The organism is Streptomyces sp. NPDC102437 (assembly GCF_044765565.1).
Taxonomy (GTDB): Bacteria; Actinomycetota; Actinomycetes; order Streptomycetales; family Streptomycetaceae; genus Streptomyces.
Genome location: NZ_JBIWKI010000022.1, coordinates 1 through 17,467 on the forward strand (window position 1 = coordinate 1; position 17,467 = coordinate 17,467).

13 protein-coding genes and 2 pseudogenes are annotated in these 17,467 nt (G+C 69.4%); 12 read left to right on the plus strand and 3 right to left on the minus strand.

Going from position 1 to position 17,467, the window contains the following annotated elements; genetic code table 11:
- Window positions 1-311 precede the first annotated feature (311 nt).
- Together ACIRJP_RS26065 and ACIRJP_RS26070 are read left to right on the plus strand one after the other, a co-directional pair.
- Window positions 312-487 (plus strand): annotated as a pseudogene (locus ACIRJP_RS26065) (AraC family transcriptional regulator); the annotation flags it as partial.
- A gap of 388 nt (window positions 488-875) precedes the next feature.
- A complete protein-coding gene (locus tag ACIRJP_RS26070; RefSeq protein WP_404178719.1) occupies window positions 876-2,321 on the plus strand; it encodes a glyceraldehyde-3-phosphate dehydrogenase in 1,446 nt (481 codons plus the stop codon).
- Between the two features lie 122 nt (window positions 2,322-2,443).
- Here ACIRJP_RS26070 and ACIRJP_RS26075 read toward each other — a convergent pair whose 3' ends face one another.
- Window positions 2,444-2,929, minus strand: a complete 486-nt coding sequence (locus ACIRJP_RS26075) for a carboxymuconolactone decarboxylase family protein (protein ID WP_404178722.1) — start codon at window positions 2,927-2,929, stop codon at window positions 2,444-2,446.
- 132 nt (window positions 2,930-3,061) lie between these two features.
- Between ACIRJP_RS26075 and ACIRJP_RS26080 the strand changes: the two genes are divergently transcribed.
- A complete protein-coding gene (locus ACIRJP_RS26080) occupies window positions 3,062-4,042 on the plus strand; it encodes an RNA polymerase sigma-70 factor (RefSeq protein ID WP_404178725.1) in 981 nt (326 codons plus the stop codon).
- 216 nt (window positions 4,043-4,258) lie between these two features.
- On the opposite strand, the gene ACIRJP_RS26085 is transcribed toward ACIRJP_RS26080, so the two are convergent.
- Window positions 4,259-5,410 (minus strand): ROK family protein, encoded by a 1,152-nt coding sequence (locus ACIRJP_RS26085; RefSeq protein ID WP_404178728.1) that lies wholly within the window; start codon window positions 5,408-5,410, stop codon window positions 4,259-4,261.
- Window positions 5,411-5,489: 79 nt separating this feature from the next.
- On the opposite strand from ACIRJP_RS26085, the gene ACIRJP_RS26090 reads away from it, so the two are divergent.
- The 5 genes from ACIRJP_RS26090 to ACIRJP_RS26110 all read left to right on the plus strand — a co-directional run bounded on the left by ACIRJP_RS26090 (window position 5,490) and on the right by ACIRJP_RS26110 (window position 11,998).
- Window positions 5,490-6,740 (plus strand): Gfo/Idh/MocA family protein, encoded by a 1,251-nt coding sequence (locus ACIRJP_RS26090; protein WP_404178731.1) that lies wholly within the window; start codon window positions 5,490-5,492, stop codon window positions 6,738-6,740.
- A 69-nt stretch (window positions 6,741-6,809) separates the two neighbouring features.
- Window positions 6,810-8,072, plus strand: a complete 1,263-nt coding sequence (locus tag ACIRJP_RS26095; RefSeq protein ID WP_404178734.1) for an ABC transporter substrate-binding protein — start codon at window positions 6,810-6,812, stop codon at window positions 8,070-8,072.
- A 4-nt stretch (window positions 8,073-8,076) separates the two neighbouring features.
- Entirely contained in the window at window positions 8,077-9,030 is a 954-nt protein-coding gene (locus tag ACIRJP_RS26100; RefSeq protein ID WP_404178737.1) for a carbohydrate ABC transporter permease, read from the plus strand.
- Window positions 9,027-9,893, plus strand: a complete 867-nt coding sequence (locus ACIRJP_RS26105) for a carbohydrate ABC transporter permease (protein ID WP_404178740.1) — start codon at window positions 9,027-9,029, stop codon at window positions 9,891-9,893. Before ACIRJP_RS26100 ends, ACIRJP_RS26105 begins: the two co-directional genes overlap by 4 nt.
- 41 nt (window positions 9,894-9,934) lie before the next feature.
- A complete protein-coding gene (locus ACIRJP_RS26110) occupies window positions 9,935-11,998 on the plus strand; it encodes a right-handed parallel beta-helix repeat-containing protein (RefSeq protein WP_404178743.1) in 2,064 nt (687 codons plus the stop codon).
- A 152-nt stretch (window positions 11,999-12,150) separates the two neighbouring features.
- Here ACIRJP_RS26110 and ACIRJP_RS26115 read toward each other — a convergent pair.
- Window positions 12,151-13,595 (minus strand): annotated as a pseudogene (locus tag ACIRJP_RS26115) (amidohydrolase).
- On the opposite strand from ACIRJP_RS26115, the gene ACIRJP_RS26120 reads away from it, so the two are divergent.
- The 4 genes from ACIRJP_RS26120 to ACIRJP_RS26135 all read left to right on the plus strand — a co-directional run bounded on the left by ACIRJP_RS26120 (window position 13,507) and on the right by ACIRJP_RS26135 (window position 17,372).
- The gene (locus tag ACIRJP_RS26120; RefSeq protein WP_404178746.1) at window positions 13,507-13,959 is read left to right on the plus strand and encodes a TetR family transcriptional regulator C-terminal domain-containing protein; all 453 of its coding nucleotides are present in this window, start codon (window positions 13,507-13,509) and stop codon (window positions 13,957-13,959) included. The pseudogene ACIRJP_RS26115 and the gene ACIRJP_RS26120 overlap by 89 nt on opposite strands.
- The gene (locus ACIRJP_RS26125) at window positions 13,956-15,428 is read left to right on the plus strand and encodes an NAD(P)/FAD-dependent oxidoreductase (protein ID WP_404178749.1); all 1,473 of its coding nucleotides are present in this window, start codon (window positions 13,956-13,958) and stop codon (window positions 15,426-15,428) included. Before ACIRJP_RS26120 ends, ACIRJP_RS26125 begins: the two co-directional genes overlap by 4 nt.
- A 182-nt stretch (window positions 15,429-15,610) precedes the next feature.
- Window positions 15,611-16,072: a hypothetical protein gene (locus ACIRJP_RS26130; RefSeq protein ID WP_404178752.1), complete on the plus strand. Its 462-nt coding sequence runs from the start codon at window positions 15,611-15,613 to the stop codon at window positions 16,070-16,072.
- Window positions 16,073-16,115: 43 nt separating this feature from the next.
- The gene (locus ACIRJP_RS26135; RefSeq protein WP_404178755.1) at window positions 16,116-17,372 is read left to right on the plus strand and encodes an MFS transporter; all 1,257 of its coding nucleotides are present in this window, start codon (window positions 16,116-16,118) and stop codon (window positions 17,370-17,372) included.
- Window positions 17,373-17,467 lie beyond the last annotated feature (95 nt).

Sequence of the window (17,467 nt, forward strand, 5' to 3'; positions counted from 1 at the left end):
CGGGTGGTCCGTCCGGGCCGGTCGCGGTGGACTGCGACGGGAACCATGGTTAGCGGCGGCCGGGACGAGGGTCAATGATGTGACGTACTACCCCAATACGGAGCAATGTCCGAAATGAAATACTCTGGACCGTTTTCGCGCTGCTTGGGGGGGTACTGTTTCTACTATCCGGCCTAGGATGTGACGTGGCCCCTATGCGTGGCATCACATCCACAGAGCCATTTCGAGGGTTCAGGCGGGCGTTCTGCGCACGGTGGAACGTCGGGCCGCGCAGCCTGGGCACCCTTCAACCAGAGCCTCTCGTTCGGATCATGCCGGACATCCGTCATTCCCCCGAGGCACCCGCCCCCACGCAGACGATGGCCCCCGGCGAGCGCACCGACGCACACACCGCCACGACGACCACCAGGTCGCCTACGCGGGCTCCGGCGTCCTCGCGGTCACTACCGGGGCGGGCACCTGGTTCGCGCCCGGCAACCGGGCCATCTGCCCAATTGCGCCTGCACCACGCCCTTCGCATGCCGGCCGACGACGTACCGGTGACGACGGTCGCCCATCGCTGCGGCTGGTCGTCCACCAGCACCTTCATCGACGTCCGCCGGTGTCGGCGGCCTGGCCGGCCCGCTCATCGGAGGCGTCGCCGACGCCACATCCCTGCAGACGGCGCTCACCCCGCCGACCCTCACGCCCGCCCCGAGCCGGCTGCTGTACCGCGGCCTGCCCGGACCGGCCATGCCGGACCATCTCGCCAGCCCGGCACCGGCCGAGGACGGTCCCGGCACGGGGCGCTCGGACCCGTCTCCGACGACCCATTTGAATGATCAAAGTAGCGAGGGGTTAGCATATGAGCGCCGCCTAGCTCGAAAGATAAACCTGTGACTGTCAATGACGACTCGTTCACCAGCTGGAAGAACCGCGAGGAGATCGCGGAGTCGATGATCCCGGTCATCGGGAAACTGCACCGGGAGCGGGACGTAACGATCCTGCTCCACAGCCGATCCTTGGTGAACAAGTCGGTGGTCAGCATCCTGAAGACCCACCGATTCGCCCGCCAGATCGCCGGTGAGGAGCTGTCGGTCACCGAGACGCTGCCGTTCCTCCAGGCCCTCACCACGCTCGACCTCGGCCCTTCCCAGATCGACATCGGCATGCTCGCCGCGACCTACGCGGCCGACGACCGCGGTCTCTCCATCGAGGAGTTCACCGCCGGGGCCGTCGCCGGGGCCACAGGTGCCAACAAGATCGAGCGCGGTGACGGACGCGATGTCGTCCTGTACGGATTCGGCCGCATCGGCCGCCTCGTCGCCCGACTGCTGATCGAGAAGGCCGGCTCCGGCAACGGACTGCGGCTGCGCGCCATCGTCGTCCGCCGGGGCGGCGACCAGGACATCGTCAAGCGTGCCTCGCTGCTGCGCCGCGACTCGATCCACGGCCAGTTCCAGGGCACGATCACCGTGGACGAGGCGAAGAACACCATCGTCGCCAACGGCAACGAGATCAAGGTGATCTACGCCAACGATCCGTCCGAGGTCGACTACACGGCGTACGGCATCAAGGACGCCATCCTCATCGACAACACCGGCAAGTGGCGCGACCGCGAGGGCCTGTCCAAGCACCTGCGTCCCGGCATCGACAAGGTCGTCCTGACCGCTCCGGGCAAGGGCGACGTCCCCAACATCGTGCACGGCGTCAACCACGACACGATCAAGCCGGACGAGCAGATCCTGTCCTGCGCGTCCTGCACCACCAACGCGATCGTGCCGCCGCTGAAGGCGATGGCGGACGAGTACGGCGTCCTGCGTGGCCACGTGGAGACCGTCCACTCGTTCACCAACGACCAGAACCTGCTGGACAACTACCACAAGGCCGATCGCCGCGGCCGTTCCGCGCCGCTGAACATGGTCATCACCGAGACCGGTGCCGCGTCCGCCGTCGCCAAGGCGCTGCCCGAGCTCAAGGCGCCGATCACCGGCAGCTCGATCCGGGTCCCGGTGCCGGACGTCTCGATCGCGATCCTCAGCCTGCGGCTCGGGCGCGAGACGAACCGTGAGGAGGTCCTCGACTACCTCCGCAACGTGTCGCTGACCTCGCCGCTCAAGCGCCAGATCGACTTCACCACCGCGCCCGACGCCGTGTCGAGCGACTTCATGGGTTCGCGCCACGCCTCGATCGTCGACGCCGGCGCCACCAAGGTCGACGGCGACAACGCGATCCTCTACCTCTGGTATGACAACGAGTTCGGCTACTCGTGCCAGGTCATCCGCGTCGTGCAGCACGTCTCCGGTGTGGAGTACCCGACCTACCCGGCACCGGCGGTCTGATCCGGCCGGGCCCACTGTCCCGGCCGTCCCTGTCCGGACACGCCGCGAAGGGCGCCTGGGGAGCAGCTGCTCCCCAGGCGCCCTTCGCGCTTCTCGCCCTGCCGCCGTCCGCCGTCCGCCGGTCAGTCGAGCGAGGCGGCGAACATGCCGGGCTCGTAGGAACCGCCCTTCAGATGCACGATCACGGCGAGCCGGTTGGCCGCGTTGATCAGGGCGACCAGGGCGACCAATGAGGCGACCTGGTCGTCGTCGTAGTGCTTGCGCACCGCGGCCCAGGTCTCGTCGGACACGCCTTCGTGGGCATCCGCGAGTCGGGTGCCCTCCTCGGCGAGCGCCAGCGCGGCCCGTTCGGCCTCGGTGAACACGGTGGACTCTCGCCACGCCGCGACCAGGTTGAGCCGGAGCGCGGTCTCACCGGCGGCCGCGGCCTCTTTGGTGTGCATGTCGATGCACCAACCGCAGCCGTTGATCTGGCTGGCCCGCAGCGACACCAGTTCCTGGGTGGACTGCGGGAGCGACGACTGCTGGATCACCAGGCCGGCGTTGGCGAACCGCTTGGCGAACTTGGCGGCGGTCTCGTTCTCGAACAGGTTGAATCGGGCGTCCATGGCCTCGTCCTCACTCGTGGTGTTGCACTCGACGGACACCAGACGCCGCCGCCCCGATCGTTGTGACAGTTCCTTCTGTGTGACCTGCGCCACTGCCCATCGGTGTCACAGACCGGCGCGGAGCGGCGTCTTGTGCGCGTGGCACCGTCGAGAGCGAACAGGCAGGAGCAGCCGGTGAAGAGCGAGCACAGCGAGGGCGGAGCGGACACGGCCGGGTGGGTCGGAGACGGCGTACGCACGGACCCGGCCACCGAGGCGTTCGTCGCCCATCGCGGCCTGCTGTTCACCGTCGCGTACGAGATGCTCGGCTCGGCCGCCGACGCGGAGGACGTGTTGCAGGAGACCTGGCTGCGGTGGGCTGGTGTCGATCTCGGCATGGTGCAGAACCAGCGCGCGTTCCTGGTCAGGATCGCCACGCGTCAGGCGCTGAGCCGACTGCGTACGCTCGGCCGCCGCAAGGAGTCCTACGTCGGCTCCTGGCTGCCCGAACCGCTGCTCACCGCACCCGACGTGGCCGAGGACATCGAGCTGGCGGACAGCGTCTCGACGGCGATGCTCCTGGTGCTGGAGACCCTCGCACCGACCGAGCGGGCGGTGTTCGTGCTGCGCGAGGTGTTCGACGTCGAGTACGACGAGATCGCCGAGGCCGTCGAGAAGAGCCCGGCCGCGGTCCGCCAGATCGCGCACCGGGCACGGACCCACGTCGCCGCGCGCCGACCGCGCGAGGTCGTCTCCCCGGCCGAGACCCGCGAAGCACTCGATGCGTTCCGGCGGGCGACCGAGACGGGCGATCTGCAGGGCCTGCTCGACATCCTCGCGCCGGACGTGGCCCTCATGGGCGACGGCGGCGGAATCAAGCAGGCCGTCCTGCACCCGGTCGTGGGGGTCGACAGGGTGGCCCGCCTGCTGGCCACCGGGCTGGGACGGGTCACCGAGGTCTCGCTGCTGCCGGCACAGGTCAACGCCTACCCGGCGCTGATCGTCCGGCTCGACGGCGTGCTCGACACCGTCATCACGCTGCGCATCACCGGCGGTCTCGTCTCTGCGGTCTACGCCGTGCGCAATCCCGAGAAGCTGTCGCACATGGCGCAGGAGACCGCCCTGCGCCGCTGAGCGCGGGGCAGCGGCGGCAGCGGCGGCAGCGGCGGCAGCGGCGGCAGCGGCAGACAAACCCCCGGCCACGCCCGCAGTGTCAGGACGGTGGCTGTGACCCGTCCCCCTGAGGACACCCGCCCCACATATACAGAGACTTTTATTAAGAGGGGGTGGTGACAGGACAAGAGGTGCGCGACGGGACGGACAGGGACGCGCCGCGCCCAGGGGCGGGGTTCAGGACGAGGGTGCGGGCAGCACCGTGTCCACGTCGTAGAGCTGGGCGTCCACATGGTCGAGGGCGAGCCGGACGGCGCCCAGCACCACGGCCTGGTCGGAGAGGGTGGAGACCGCCAGGGCCGGAGGTTCCAGGCACAGCGGGTCCAGGTGCCGCCGCAGCGGCTCCAGCAGTACGTCACCGGAGCGCGAGACCCCGCCGCCGATCACGACGAGCTCGGGGTCCAGGGCCAGGACCAGTGCGGCAATGCCTTCGGCCAGGTCGTGGGCGTACTGCTCCACGGCCCAGCGGGCGGCCGGTTCGCCGGTGCGGGCCTGGGCGAAGACGTACTCGGCCGCCTCCTGGGGCAGGATGTCCGCCGGTATCTTCGGATAGCCCGTCAGATGCGAGGTGGCCCGGTGCCAGCCCAGCAGGGGCAGGGCACCGATCTCACCGGCCGCTCCCCCGCGCCCCCGGTGCACCCGGCCGCCGATCAGCAGACCGGCACCGGTGCGCACTCCGGACAGCACGAAGGCCACGTCATCCACACCCTGGGCCTCGCCGATCCAGCCCTCCGTGAGTGCGGCGAGATTGCAGTCGTTCTCCACCAGGACCGGGCAGTCGAAGTCGGCGCCCAACTCCCCCGCAAGGTCCAGACCGTCCCATTCCGGCAGGCCGACGCAGCGTTTGACCCGGCCGTCATGGCTGACCACGCCTGTGGTGCCGACGCAGACGGCGGCGAGCTGGGCGGACCGGACCGTCGCCGATTCCAGCGCCCCGACGGCCGTCGCGCGCACGGCGGCCAGGCGTACGGAACGCCCCGCGTCCGCGCTCACCCGCTCCGTGCGGGCCGCCACTACCGTGCCGTCGAGGTCGGCGACGGCCGCTCTGATGCTGTACGAGCCGATGTCGATCCCGAGCACGTAGTCGCCGGTCGAGTGGAAGGTGAACAGTCTGGCGGGGCGGCCCATGTGGCCCGGCTGAGGTGGCAGTTCCTTCAGCCATCCCGAGCCGAGCAGCTCCTCCGTCAGGCTCTCCACGGTCGGGCGGGACAGACCTGTGCGTCTGGTGACCTCGGTGAGACTGAGGGGGCCCTGGCCGCGCAGGGCGCGAAGCGTCGTGACCAGATTGATGCGCCGCAGCCGCGAGGTGTCGCCTCCGGAAATTGTCACCGTCACTCCCTTGACAGGCTCTGTACATGAGAAATAAAAACAGCTTGCATTAGTAAGTCGCAAGTCCGAGGGGGTTTTTGTGGTCACTCTCGCCATCATCGGGGCGGGGCTGCGCGGTATGAGCTATGCGCGGCGTGCTCTGGAGACCGGCATGGCGCGTGTTGTGGCCGTGGCCGAACCTGACCCGGAACGCAGGCAGAACATGGCAGCCGCGCACGCCGTACCGGCCGAGAACGTCTTCGCCGACTGGCGGGATCTGCTCGCCCGGGACCGGCTGGCCGACGCGGCGGTGATCTCGACGCAGGACAGCATGCACACGGAACCCGCGGTGCGGGCGGCCGATCTCGGCTACCACCTGCTCCTGGAGAAGCCGATGGCGCAGAGCGAGGAGGAGGCTGCCGCCATCTCCTCGGCCGCCGACCGCAATGACGTTCTGCTGGCCGTCTGCCATGTCATGCGCTACACGCCCTACACGATCAGGCTCAGGGAGCTGATCGCCGAGGGGCGGATCGGCGACGTGATGAACATCCAGCACCTGGAACAGGTCGGCTGGTGGCATCAGGCCCACTCGTTCGTACGGGGAAACTGGCGCAGCGAGGAGGGGTCCGGGCCGATGCTGATGACCAAGGCCTGCCACGACCTCGACTGGATCGCCCACGTCAAGGGGGCGCTGCCCGAGCGGGTGTCGTCCTTCGGGAATCTGGTGCACTTCCGGGCCGAGAACCGGCCCGAGGGTGCGACGGACCGCTGCGTGGAGTGCCCGGTGGAATCCACCTGCCCGTACTCCGCCAAGCGCATCTACCTCGATTGTCTGGGCGACGCGGACAAGGAGTTCTGGCCGCTGTCCGCGGTCACGTCCGACCACACGAAGGAAGGCGTGCTCGCGGCGCTGCGCGAGGGCCCGTACGGCCGATGCGCGTACACCTGTGACAACGACGTGGTCGACACCCAGGTGGTGACCATGGAGTTCACCGACGGCACCTCCGCCACCTGCACGGTCACCGCGTTCGCGGCGCTGGAGCACCGCAAGACCCGGATCTTCGGCACCCGGGGCTCCATCGACGGGGACGGAGTCGTGCTGCGCGTGCACGACTTCGTGACCGACGAGGTCACCGTCATCGACACCGGAGCGAGCGGCGATCCCACGGCCGCCACCGGGCACGGCGGCGGGGACGCGGCCCTGTTCGACGCGTTCGTCGATGCCATCGACAAGAACAAGCCCTCCCTGGTACTCACCGACGGTGCGGAGAGCCTGGCCACGCACCGGGTCGTCTGGGCGGCCGAGCAGGCCCGCCGCACCGGCACCGTCGTGTCCCTCCTGTCGCACTGATCCCCGGCCGTGGCGCCACGCCCGCCGGATCCCGCGCTCACCGGTCACCCTCACGAAAGGCACACCCCCGTGCGTAAGTTGACAGTCATGCTCACCGTCGGAGCTCTCGCCCTGAGCGTAGGCGCCTGCGGCAAGAAGAACGGTTCCGCCACCTCGGAGAAGGAGCTCGTCTACACCTCCTCCTGGGGGGCCGACGAGCCGCAGGGCAAGCTCATCAAGTCGATAGCCGACGACTTCACCGAGGCGACCGGCACCAAGGTCGACCTGAAGTTCGTGGGCCGCAAGGGCACCGACACCCTCCCCACCGAGATGAACGCGGGCCAGGGCCCGGACCTGTTCGACACCTCCACCGACAGCGTCGGCGCCTTCGTCACGCAGAACCTCGCCGCGCCGCTCGACGACGTCCTGGACATGAAGGTGCCCGGCGAGGGCAAGAAGGTGCGGGACGTGCTGCCGGAGTCGGTGGTGAACGCGTCGACCGACAAGGACCACGTCCGCTTCATGGCCCACACCGTGATCTCCACCGCGGTCTGGTACGACGCCTCCAAGCACGCGGGGCTCGCTCCCAAGACGTGGGACGAGTTCATCGCCTATCTCGACAAGGCGAAGAAGGACGGCCGCACGCCGCTGGGTCAGGACGGCACGGTCAACTTCTACAACGCGTACTGGTTCTACTCGGCCCTGGTCCGATCCGAGGGGGCCGGCAGCCTCAACGCCCTGCGCAAGGACCCGGCCGCCTGGGACAAGCCGGCCGTCCTCGCGGCGGCCGAGAAGGTGGAGCAGCTGGCCGACGGCGGCTACTTCCAGAAGGACTTCATGGCCACCAAGTACCCTGCGGCGCAGGACGCCTGGGCCCAGGGCAAGTACGACCTGAACCTCAACGGCACCTGGCTGGCCGCCGAGACCGACGCGAAGCAGGCCAAGGGGACCGAGGTCGCCTCGTTCCAGCTGCCGGCCGGCGGCAAGAACTCCGTGGAGGTCGGCACGCTCGGCTGGGGCGTGAACGCCAAGGGCCACAACATCGAGGCGGCCAAGGAGTTCCTCGCCTTCGCGATGCAGAAGAAGTACGCGGAGAAGATCTCCACCGCCGCGCACAACATCCCCGCGCGTCCGGACGTCCCCGCGCCCGGCTACCTGGCGGGTGTGCAGAAGGACGTCGCCGAGGCGAAGTTCACCCACCGCACCTACGACGACATGGTCACGGACAAGAACTGGTGGAACAACGTCTTCCTGCCCCTGGACGACGAGTTGCTCTCCGGCAAGATCGATGCCGCGGCCTTCGTGAAGACCGGCAAGAAGAAGGTCACCGACTACCTCGCCGGCAAGGGCTGAGCCCATGGGGACAGCAACACTCACCCCGCCCGCGGCAGTGGCGGCACCCGCCGCGGGCAAGGGGGGCAAACGGGTGCGGCCGGCACGTGAGCGCGCCTTCTGGCCCTTCCTTCTCCCCGCCCTGATCGCCTACTCCGCGCTCTTCGTCCTGCCTTCGCTGTTCGGCTTCTGGGTCAGTTTCAACAAATGGACGGGGCCCGGTTCCGCCATGACGTGGAACGGTCTGGGCAACTACCTCGACCTGACGCGCAGCGAGGCCTTCCGCACCGCCTTCGTCAACACCTTCGTGCTGGCCTTCGGCGGCGGGGTCCTGGTCTTCGCCTTCACGTTCCTGTCCATGATGGTGCTGCGGCAGCTCAAGGGCCGGGCCTTCATCCGGTCCGTGATCTTCCTGCCGATGATCATCTCGGTGATCGCGGTCGGCGTGGCCATCGGCTTCCTGCTCAATCCCGACGGCGCGGTCAATACGGTCCTGGGCTGGGTCGGCATCCAGGGGCGGCCGTGGCTGGGCCCGGACATGGTGTTCAAGTGCATCGTCGCCGGGCTTGTGTGGTCGAGCACCGGCTTCTACGTGGCGCTGATGATGTCGGCCGCCGACTCCATCCCGCCCTACCTCTACGAGGACGCCAAGCTGATGGGCGCCACGAAGTGGGAGCAGTTCCGGCACATCACACTCCCGCTGACCTGGGACGTGTTCGCGGTGTCGGCCGTGCTGTGGGTGGTCAACAGCCTGAAGGTGTTCGAGATCGTGATCGCCTTCACCACGGCCGGCACACCGGCGAGTCCGCCGATCCAGGCCCGCACCGTGGCGGTGCAGCAGTACGCCTCGGTGGCCGGCAGCGGTGTGCCCGAGCTGGGTTCGGGTGCCGCCATGGGCGTCGTCATCCTGATCGTCACGACGATCCTCATCGTACTGACCCGGCGTGTCACCCGCCGCGAACGTGTGGAGCTTTCATGAGGCGCCTGCTCGGCGACATTCTGGTGCCGCGTGCGACGACCGTCGCGCTGTGGGCCTGGGTCGTCTTCAACCTCGCGTTGGTCGCCTGGGTGGGCCTCCAGTCGCTCAAGGACTCCGGGCAGGTCTGGCTCTCGCCGTTCGCGCTGCCGGACCCCATCGAGTGGGGCAACTACTCCGCGGCGTGGAAGGCGGCCGGCTTCTCCGCCGCCGCGCTCAACAGCACCGTCCTGACGGTGGTCGGAGCCCTGCTGATCGTCGCGCTGTCGGCGCCCGCCGCGTATGTACTGGCCCGCTCCGACCGGCGCGCCGCCGGGCGGCTCACCGGGTATTTCGCGATGGGACTCAGCATCCCGGTCCAGACGATCGTGATCCCCATCATCGTGATCAAGCTTTCCGTGTCCACGTTCATGATCGACTGGGTGACCGGCTGGTGGGACAACCGGATCACGCTCCTGGTCTTCCAGGTGGTGCTGTCGCTCCCGTTCGCCGTGTTCGTACTGACCGGCTACATGCGCTCACTGCCCCACGAGATCGAGGAGGCGGCCGAGCTGGACGGTGCGGGTCCGCTGCGCGCCTTCGTCCAGGTCGTGCTGCCGGTGGCCAAGCCGGGTGTGATGACGGTGCTCATCCTCAACGTCATCGGCCTGTGGAACGAGACCCTGCTCGCCTTGTTGATCACCCCGACGCCTGAGGAGCGCACGCTGCCCGCGGCCCTTCTCAGCCTCTATAGCTCCATGCAGTACAGCTCCGACTGGGGCGCCCTGTTCGCCGGAATCGTGATCCTGGTCTACCCCATGATCGTGCTCTACCTCTGGCTGGGCCGTCGCATCGTCGAAGGCATGACTGCAGGGATCGGCAAGTAACGCGCAACAGAGACCGGCAATCCAATCGGAAGGACCGAGACTTGCGTACCTCACGTATCCCGAGTACCCCACCCGCCCGGCGAAGTCGGATCGCGGGGGCGCTCCTGGCGGCTCTCGCTCTCCCCCTCTCCGCGGTGGCGGTGGCGCCCGCGCAGGCGGCGCCCGCGAAGCAGTCCCATCCGCGCGCGGCCGGCATCACGTACTACGTCGACGCCGAATCCGGCAATGACAGCGCATCGGGCCGGAACGCGGCGGCTGCCTGGAAGTCCCTTGCCAGGGCCAGCCAGTTGACGCTGGGCCCCGGTGACCAGCTGCTGTTCAAGGCAGGTCAGCGGTGGAAGGGACGGCTGGATGTGCAGGGGGCGGGGGCGGTCGGCAGTCCCGCGCTCGTCGGCTCGTACGGCACCGGTGCCAAGCCGCTGATCGAGGGCGGCGGCACGACCGATGTCGCGGTCAAGCTCAACAACGTCCACGACTTCACGCTCGACGGTCTTGAGGTGACCAACTGGAGCGACAGCACCACGCCCCGCTCCGGTGTGAACCTGTTCGGCAAGGACGCGGGCAAGCTGTCCAACGTCACCCTGCGCAATCTGAACATCCATGACGTGGACGGGCCCGGCGGCAGCACGGTCAGCTCGGCGGGGCTGCTGATCTCCATCCGCGGCAACACGACGCCCACGTTCTTCGACAACCTGGTGGTGGAGAAGAACGAGGTCAGCAAGATCCGTTCGTACGGGATCATCAACTGGTCCACCTGGTCCCGGCGCAACGGCATGACGAGCCTGTACCCGGTGGAGACCGCAATCCCCGACAGCGAGGTCGTCACCTGGACGCCCAGCACCAATGTCAAGATCCGTGACAACTACGTCCATGACGTGACGGCCGGCGGCATCACCCCCATGCACACCAAGGGCGCCGTCATCGAGGGCAACCGCGTCCACAAGGCCGCCACCGGCCGGCTCAACACCAAGGGCGGCAACGTCGGCATCTGGTGGCAGGGCAACGACGACCTGCTCGTGCAGCGCAACGAGGTGTCGGGCTCCGGCTTCAACGGGCCGGGCACCGACGGTCACGGCTTCGACGCGGACGCCGACAACAACCGCAGCGTCGTCCAGTACAACTACAGCCACGACAACGACGGCGGGTTCTTCATCACCGTCTCCTTCAAGGGAGCGCCGACCAAGGACACCGTGGTCCGCTACAACCTGAGCAAGGACGACGGCTTCGAGGTCTTCAGCCTCTCCACCGAGACGTCGGGCACCGCGATCTACAACAACACGATCTACGCGAGCGGCCGGGTCGTCACCGTGCACCCGCCGTACACCGGGGCTGGCGACTATCCTCTCGGCAAGATCGTGCACATCTACAACAACGCCGGCGGCATCGACATCCGCAACAACATCTTCTACAACCGGACCACGGCCGGCTACGACACCGCCAACAACACGGTCTACGACTCCAACCTCTACTGGGGCACCGACACTCCCGTCGCCCCCTCCGGCGACATCAACGCCATCAAGGCGGACCCGAAGCTGGTCTCCATCGGCACCGAAGCGGCGGGCTACGGGCTCCAGTCCGACTCCCCCGCCAGGGGACGCGGCGCGACGGTGACGCAGGGCATCAAGGACTACTTCGGCAACACGGTCCCGGCCACCGCTCCCGACCGGGGCTTCCACCAGTTCACCGGAGCCCCGCTGCAGCCGGTCGTCACCACCTCGTACGCCACGCTCGGCAACAGTCACGCCTACCGGATGGTCGACGGGAACACCGCGACCGCGTGGAGCAGCGTGTCCTCCGGGGTCACCTTTCCCGGCACCATCGACGTGGACTTCCGCCGGCCCACCAGCGTCGGCACCGTCACCCTGCACACCGCCTTCGCCGCCGGCCAGGGCATCGAACAGCTCGATGTGCAGACCTGGAACGGCTCGGCCTGGGTGACCCAGGTCGCCGGGCAGCAACTGGTCTGGGCGGGAAACACGTCGACCGTCGAGCAGCGCACGATCACCCTGCCGCAGCGGGTGACGACCGAGCGACTGCGGCTGACGGTCCGTGACGCCAACCTCCAGTGGGGCAACTTCGCGCTCTACGAGATCCAGGCCGCCTGACCGGTGGGTGGTCCGTACGGCACCTGACGGCGTCGCGGGTCACCCCACCTCGCACCACATACGGCATGAATGCCGACGGCCTCCCGGGGCACGCGGAAGCGTGGCACTCCGGGAGGCCGTCGGGGCGTTTCGGTCCGGGAGGCCCGGTCCTCTCACGCGGTGTGTTCCACGACTCCGCCGACCACGACGGGCTCCGCGACGGTGCCGGGGATGTCCTCGGGTGCGGCGCGCAGGATGTCACGGGACAGGACCACGAAGTCGGCCGCCTTGCCGGCGGTCAGCGAACCCCGCTCGTCGTCCAGGAAGTTGGCGTACGCCGAGCCCATCGTGTAGCCGTGGACCGCGGTCTCCACGCTGATCGTCTCCTGCGGTATCCAGGGCTCACCACCGCCGAGCGGACGCCGGGTGACCGCGGTGTGGATGCCGATCATCGGGTCCATCTCCGCCACGTTCCAGTCGCTGGAGAGCGCGAGCACGGCCCCGGCCGTGTGCAGGCTGCGCATCGGCCATGCCTTGTGCCAGCGCTCCTCCCCGATGTTCTGTGCCCAGTCCTTGCCGGGGCCGGCGACCTCGGGGGCGCAGTGCCGGGGCTGCATGCACGCGACCGCGCCCAGGGCGGCGAACCGCGGGGTGTCCTCGGGGTCCAGGCACTCGACGTGGACGACCGGGTGGCGGGCGTCCCGCTCCCCGTTGACCGTGCGGGCCCGCTCGACGGCGTCCAGTACCGTGCGGATGCCCCGGTCGCCGGTAGCGTGGACGAAGCACTGGAAGCCGCGGGCGTCCGCTTCGTCAGCAGCTCGGCGAACTCCTCGGGCGGGTAGAAGGTGTCGCCCCGGTGGTGGCGGCAGCCCGCGTAGGGTTCCAGCAGTGCCGCGGTCCGCGGCTCCACCACGTCGTCGATGTAGAGCTTGAGCAGTCCGACCCGGATCCGGTCGTCGTCGTAGCGGTGGGCGGCGGTGGCGAAGTCGTCGAGGTCGGCGTCGGTGGTGCCGCGCGGGTGGACGAGGGCGGCGACGATGCGGGACTTGAGCCGGCCCTCGGCGCGTGCGCGGTCGAAGAGCGGGAGGTCGTCGAGCGAGTTCTGGGGTTCGACCACGGTGGTGATGCCGAAGCGAATGGCGTCGTCCAGGGACTTGGCGAGCCGCCCGTACTGCCGGTCGGGCGAGGCCCACGGAAGACCCAGCTGCTTCAGGGCGCGGTGGCCGTCGCGGGACAGGCCCTTGACCGCGAAGTCCTTGATGAAACCGGTGGGTCCACCCGTGGCCGGGTCGGTCACGGCTTCGCCGAACGGCAGGTGGGTGCGGTCGCGGTCGATGCCGATGTGGCGCAGGCCCGCGGTGTTGACCCAGGCGGTGTGCACGTCGTAGCTGAGCACGAAGGCCGGTACGTCGCCGGTGACCGGTTCGAGGTCGGCGGCGGTGGGCATCCGGCCGTCCGGGATGGCCGAGTAGTCGAATGCTTCCGCCTCGATCCACCCGGCGTCGGGGTCGGCGGTGTGCCAGGCGCGGATGCGGGCGTGGACCTCGTCGAGGGTCGCGGCGCCGCTCGGAGCGCGCGATCCGCGCTGGACGCTGTGGATCGAACTGTGGGCGCGCACCGCGTCGAACGAGCCGCTGCGACAGGCGCAGGCCGAGATCGACCGCGGCTGGCAGGAGGACCTCGAATCGCTTCTCGCCAAGGGCGTGCGGCAGGGCCGCTTCGCCGAGGACCCCGACACGGCGACCCGCGCTTCCGAACTCCTGGCCCTGTTAGACGGGTTGAGTACCCGTGTGGTCCTCGGCCAGCGCGGTGCGGACCGGGCGAGCGCGCTGCGCATGGCGCTTTCGGTGACCGAGCGGCTGGTGGAGCGGGGTTGGGCTCTCCCGCTCCAGTCACGCCGGGGCCCCGGACCCGGCAGCGGCTCGCCCCCCGGCCCTGGGATACGGTTGGTCCGCAACACGGCGTGGAGGGGACCACATTGACGCGGGTTGCGATTGTCGGTGGCGGGATCGGCGGCCTGGCCGCCGCGTTGTTCTTGGGGCGGCGGGGTCATCGAGTGACTCTGTTCGAACGCGACGGTCACCGTCCGGGACCGGATGCCGACCGGGAATTCTTCGACTGGCACCGCCCCGGTGTGCCGCAGGCGGTCCAGCCGCACGGCCTCCTGGCCCCGGTCCGGACCGTACTTCGCGCCGAGGTTCCGGATGTGTACCGCGCGATGCTGCGCATGGGCGCCCGGGAACGCAATGAATTCGAGTGGTTCGACGACCGCGGGCCCGCCCGTCCCGGCGACGAGGACCTGGTGACGATCCAGACTCGGCGCATCGTGCTGGAGGTCGCCCTGCACGATGCGGTGCACCGCGATCCGGGCGTCGAGGTACGGCTCGGGGAGCCCGTCGACGGGCTCCTCGTCGACCGGCGCGGGGACGTCCCGCAGGTCACGGGGGTACGGTCCGCCTCCGGGACGCACGATGCGGATCTGGTGCTCGATGCCGGGGGCCGCCGCTCGCCGGTGCCCCGCTGGCTGTCCGCGGCGGGCTGCCGGGACGCCGTCGTGGAGAACCACCGCGTCCGGATCGCGTACTTCTGCCGTTGGTACCGGCTGCGCCCCGCCGGACCGCGTGATGCCGGACGCGTCAAGGCGGGTTCGACCTCTGCATTCGCGATCGGCGGGGTGTTCCCGTCGGACAACGGCATCTTCGCCGCCTCCTTGACGGTGTCCACCGCCGATCCGACCCGCGCGGCGCTCCGGGACCCGGCGGTGTTCGAGCGGGTCGCGCGGACGTTTCCAGCCATCGCGGCCTGGCTGGCGCTGGAGCCCGAGCCGGTCTCCGGAGTGCTCGCGATGGGGGGCCTGCACAATCGCTGGACGACACCGGCCGACGCCGACGGGCCCGTGGTCACCGGCCTCGTCGGCGTCGGGGACTCGGTCGCGTACACCAATCCCACGATGGGACAGGGAGTGGCCATGGCCCTGGAGGCGGCGCAATGGGTGGCCCGGAACGCCGGCGGCGCCTCGGATCCGGCGGCGTTCACCGACGCATACCACCGATGGCTTTCGCAGACCCTGCGCCTGCGGTTCGACGCCCAGGTCGCCGCGGACCGGGCCAACGCCGCTCAACTCGGCGATCCCGCAAGGGTGTCCACCGGTCCCCCCACCACCGCCGCCCGCGAGCGGGCCGCCCTCGCCGCCTGCGCGTTCGACGACCCGCTGGTCATGCGCGCACGAGCGAAGGTCCGCCACCTCCAGCTCACCGCCGATCAGGCCTACGGCACCGAGGAGGTACGCGCCCGGCTGGCCCACTGGCTCGGCCAACACCCGGACTTCGCACCCCGGTTCGACGGCCCCGACCGGGCGGAATGGGAGTCGGCCATAGGCCGGACGGAGAACGCCGCGGAACGGACAGAGGACACCGGCCGCACCCTGCGCGCCGCCCGGCCCGGCCGCTGACGGGCACCGGAAGCACCCGCGCAACCTTTCGTACCATTTTCGCACTGTCGTAACCAGTACGGGTGGTGTATCACTGGGGGTGGCCATATTGTCGTTTCAGGGACGACGGCTGGAAGAAGGGCCCACGACCGACGACTGCGCCGGTCGGCGTGGGACCGGCCTCAGGCAGCCGAGGAGCCGATATGCACACACGCAAATTCAGGACAGCGCTCATGCTGTGCGCCGCCACGGCGCTCGCGGCGGCGATTCCCGTTCCGGCATCCGCTTCCGTGTCAGCACGCGCCACCACGGAGTCCCGCTCATCGACACGCGTGGTGGTCGTCGACTGCTTCTCGAAGCCACAGGTACGGCCCGACGACTTCCTGCTCGCCTGCGGCGACGGCAACAACCGCCTCATCGACATCCACTGGTCCCACTGGGGATCGAATTCCGCCGCGGGCAGGGCACTTGACGCGGTGAACGACTGCGACCCCTACTGCGCGGCCGGCAAATTCCACACCTATCCCGTCATCATCCGGCTGGACCGACCGGAGGCCTGGAAGGCCCATCCCGAGCTGCGGCAGTTCACCCGCATGCAGCTCGTGTACACCGACGGCAGGCCGGCATACACCGAGCGGGTCACGACGCACGAGCTCTGGGACTGACCGCCCCCGGGCCCGGCCGCGACGGAACACCGCCCGCGAGGTGATGTGCGTGAACGGTCGCGAATGCACAGGGAAGACCGGCGGCCGATGGCGGCCCGGGTACGTGGCCGCCGCAACGGTCTTCGCCATCGGGATGGCCGGGACCACCCTGCCCACCCCGCTGTACGGGCTCTACCAGGAACAGCTGGGATTCTCCGAGCTGATGGTGACCGTCGTCTTCGCCGTCTACGCCGTCGCCGTGATCACGGTGCTGCTGGTGGCGGGGAACTACTCCGACGAGAGCGGCCGAAAACCTGTGCTGCTGTGCGCACTGGGCCTGTCGGCGGCGAGCGCGGGGTGCTTCCTGGCCGAAGGGGGCCTGCCGCTGCTCTTCGCGGGGCGGCTGCTGTCCGGCTGCGCGGCCGGTCTGCTGAGCGGCGCGGCGACGGCGGCCGTGATCGAACTGGCGGGCCCCGGGCACAAGGCACGTGCGGGGTTCGCCGCCACGGCGGCGAACATGGGCGGTCTGGGCTGCGGGCCGCTGCTCTCCGGGATCCTCGCGCAGTACACGCCCTGGCCGCTGACGCTCCCGTTCTGGGTCCATCTGGGCCTGGTGACCCTGGCCTGCAGGATCACCTGGCTCCTGCCGGAGACCGTCGCCGAGCCGAAGCGCCGGCCGCGCCTGAGGCCACAGGGGCTGTCCGTCCCCTCCGAGGTGAAGGGGGTCTTCCTGCCCGCCTCACTGGCGGCCTTCGCCGGCTTCGCGCTACTGGGCCTGTTCACGGCGGTCGCACCGAGCTTCGCCGCGCGGACGCTCGGTGTGCACAATCTGGCGGTCTCGGGCGCCGTGGTCTTCTCCGTGTTCCTCGCTTCGACGGTCGGACAGTCCCTGTCCCAGCGGATCGGCGCACGACTCGCACTCCCGGTCGGCTGCGGCATCCTCGTGGCCGGGCTACTGCTGGTGGCGTCCTCACTGATCGCCGAATCCCTGCTCCTGCTCGTACTGGGCGCCCTGTGCGGCGGCACCGGCCAGGGGCTGGCCTTCCGTGCCGCGCTCACCCTGATCAGCGGCGTGGCCCCGGCACTCAATCGCGGCGGCACCATTTCGGCGTTCTTCGTCGTCGCGTACGGCGGGATCTCGCTGCCGGTGGTCGGCGTCGGCGCCCTGGCGACCTGGCTCGGGCTGCGCCAGGCCGGTCTGATCTTCGCAGGCTGCGTGATGCTGCTGGCGGCGGGCGCGGGCACGTACGCGGCGCGCAGGCTGCCCCGGGTGCCGGATCTGCAACCGGGACCACCACCCACGGCGTCCTCCCGGTCCTGAGTACGGGACAGCCCTTGCCCGGCCGGAACGGGCGCCCAGGGCCCGTACTTGTATAAGGTGCCGTTTCGATATCGGCGTTCTGCGTGGGAGACGTT